Origin of the sequence: Pseudooctadecabacter sp. (assembly GCF_020627745.1) — a bacterium.
Taxonomy (GTDB): Bacteria; Pseudomonadota; Alphaproteobacteria; order Rhodobacterales; family Rhodobacteraceae; genus Octadecabacter.
On the sequence record NZ_JAHDGE010000073.1, the window covers coordinates 1 to 2856 of the forward strand.

A 2856-nucleotide genomic window follows, 5' to 3' on the forward strand; every position below is an offset into this window, starting at 1 on the left:
CTCCGCCGGAGGCGCTAAAATTCGCGGAATTTTAGCTGCTGCGCTTCATCGCGGCCTTGAATTCCGCCAGACGGAACGCGCCCAGCAGTTGGCCCAATCCGAAATACCCGACGATGCCCACGGTCACGACAAAGGCCAGCGCGCCGTAGCGCACTCCGGCCATGCCAAGGCCCGGCCCCACCAGCAACACCGCCAGCATCAACAGCCCGCCCATCAACACAGACGCAAAGACAATCCGCCAGAACCGGTATTTGAACCGCGCATCAAACGTCGCGGCCTCACCCATGGACCGGCTGCCGCGCCACAGCTGCCAGACCATGACCCATCCGGCGATCGTCGTGGCCAGGGCCGCCGCGATGTAGCCGATATAAATCGACAGCCCCAAAGCCACGACGGCATTCACCACCATGGCCACGACCGCATAGATAAAGGGCCGACGCGTGTCCTCGCGGGCGAAATACAGCGGCTGCAACGCCTTTTGCAGCACAAAGGCCGGAAGGCCCAAACCGTAAACCGTCACCGCCAGCGCGGTGGCGGCTGTGTCGTCGCTGTTGAACGATCCGCGTTCGAACAGCACGCTGACCAGCGGCAGGGGGATCACGATCAGGGCGATGGCGGCGGGGATCGTCAGCGCCAGTGACAATTCACACGCGCGGTTGAAGGCGTGGCGTCCGCCCGCCTCATCCCCGCTGCGCAGTTTGCGCGACAGATCGGGCAACAGCACGACACCGATGGCGATGCCCACCACGCCCAAAGGCAGTTGATAGAGACGGTCCGCATAGGACAACCACGCCACCGCTCCGTCGAAATAGCTGGCGACCTGTCGGCCGACCAGAAGGTTCACCTGCACGACACCGCCCGCCAATGCAGCAGGGCCTGCGATGATGAACAGCTTTTTCAAATCCGGCGTCCAGCGCGGCCAGCGCAGCGTCATGGCAAAGCCTGCCCGCCGCGCAGCCCACCAGACCAGCGCCAGTTGCGCGATCCCGCCCACGGGCACGGCCAAGGCCAGCGCCCAGCCGATGTGCCAGTCGCGCGGGGTGGGCAGGCCGCCGGTGGTATAGTCGGGCTGATACCGCGCAGCGATCAGCATCACGATGACGAAGATCACGTTGAGCAACACAGGTGCCGCCGCCGCCGCCACAAACCGCCCCGCCGCATTCAGAACGCCAGACAACAACGCCGCCAGCGAAATGAACAGGATATAGGGAAAGGCGATCCGCCCGTAGCCCACCGCCAGATCGAACCGTTCATCGCCGCGAAACCCCGACGCCATGGCCGTCACCAGCCACGGCATGGCCAGCACCGCGATCACCGAAAAGACGGAGAGGACCACAGCCATGAACATGAAGGCGTCTTGGGCGAAGGTCTGTGCGTCCTCGTCGCCCTCCAGCTTTTTGGAAAACATCGGCACGAAGGCCATGTTGAACGCGCCTTCGGCAAAGAACCGGCGGAACATATTGGGCAGCGAAAAGGCAATCAAAAAGGCCTGCGCCGCAGGCCCCGTGCCCAGATAGCCCGCGATCATGATGTCGCGCGCAAAGCCGAACACACGGCTGAGCAACGTCCAGACCCCGACGGTCAGAAAGCCGGTCATCAATCGGATGGGTTTCATGGGCGGGGCCTGATCTGCTGCGTTGATGCCTGTCTAGGCTGCAACGGTGTGAAAAACCATTGCGAAGTTGCGCAGGGGGCGTGCAGGCCCCTAGTCCAGCCGCGCATCGCCCAAGGTGTCCAGATGGTCGCCCTTGGTGATGTCCAGCAGTTGATCCATTACCGCCTCTCCGTCTTGATCGGCCAGATGGGCGGCGGCGGTCAGCTCCGCCTCGGCCCGCTGGCGCAGGTCCGGGTCGAGATCCTCGCGCCAGACGACCCAGACGGGGTAGGGGAAGGGCGGCGCGTCGGGGACCAGATGCATCCGCCCTGCGTCGATGTACCGTTTGACGTAACGCGCGGGCAAATAGGCCGCCGCCTGCCGGTTGATGACGTAATCGGCCACCATGGCCCCCAACGAAAAGCTGAGGCCGGGATTGGTCAGATGGGGCAGGGCGCGGGCGTGGGCCGTGACAAACTCCGGCCCCCAATCGACGAAAACGTAATTGTCGCCCAACGTGTCCATGGTCACGCCGGGGACGGAGGACACGAGGACGAGTTCTTCTTCCAGAAACTTGCGCGCCTCAAGACCGGGGCGCAGTTGCGGCATATAGAGCAGCCCCACCTGCATCACGCCTTCGATCAAGAACCGTGTCAGGCGGTCGGGCATCCCCAGTTCGGCGCGGATGTTCAGATCGGGCATCGCGGCTTGCAACCTGTCGATCCAGCGAAACCCAAGGCGCGGCCAAAGGGAATATTGCGCGCCGATGGTGAGCGAGCGGGTGAAGCCCTCGGGGATGGCGACCTGTTGGCGGGCCTCCTCCCAGACGCGCAGGATCGACAGGGCGTAGCGCTCAAATTCGCGCCCTGCGGGTGTAAGTTCCGCCCCCGCGCGCGACCGTGTGAAAAGCGGCTTGCCAAGGCTGTCCTCCAACCGTTGAACCCGCAGCGATACGGCAGATTGCGTCACGAACAGCCGGTCGGCGGCATTTGCGAAGGATCCGGTTGCGGCCACTTCGAGGAAGGTTTTCAGCAAGGCGATGTCCATGGCGTCGATACCTAAGCAAAAATCATGTGAAACACAATTATTTTGAATTTCACTTATGTCAGGCGGTCGCCTAAATCTCTGTCATCGGCCCACGGTGGGTCGGATAGAGACGGAGACTTTACGATGAAAAAGACCATGATCAAAACGACGTTCATTGCCCTGGCCCTTGCAACCCTGACGGCCTGCGGGACCGCCCAAGGTGTGGCAAGCGACGC

The 2856-nt window shown here is 63.0% G+C and carries 2 protein-coding genes; both read right to left on the reverse strand.

Translation table 11 applies throughout. The features are described from left to right. Positions 1 to 31: 31 nt before the first annotated feature. Entirely contained in the window at positions 32 to 1615 is a 1584-nt protein-coding gene (murJ, locus tag QZ653_RS14905) for a murein biosynthesis integral membrane protein MurJ (RefSeq protein WP_296421303.1), read from the reverse strand. 90 nt (positions 1616 to 1705) lie between these two features. Continuing rightward, a complete protein-coding gene (locus QZ653_RS14910) occupies positions 1706 to 2641 on the reverse strand; it encodes a LysR family transcriptional regulator (RefSeq protein WP_296421305.1) in 936 nt (311 codons plus the stop codon). Positions 2642 to 2856 lie beyond the last annotated feature (215 nt).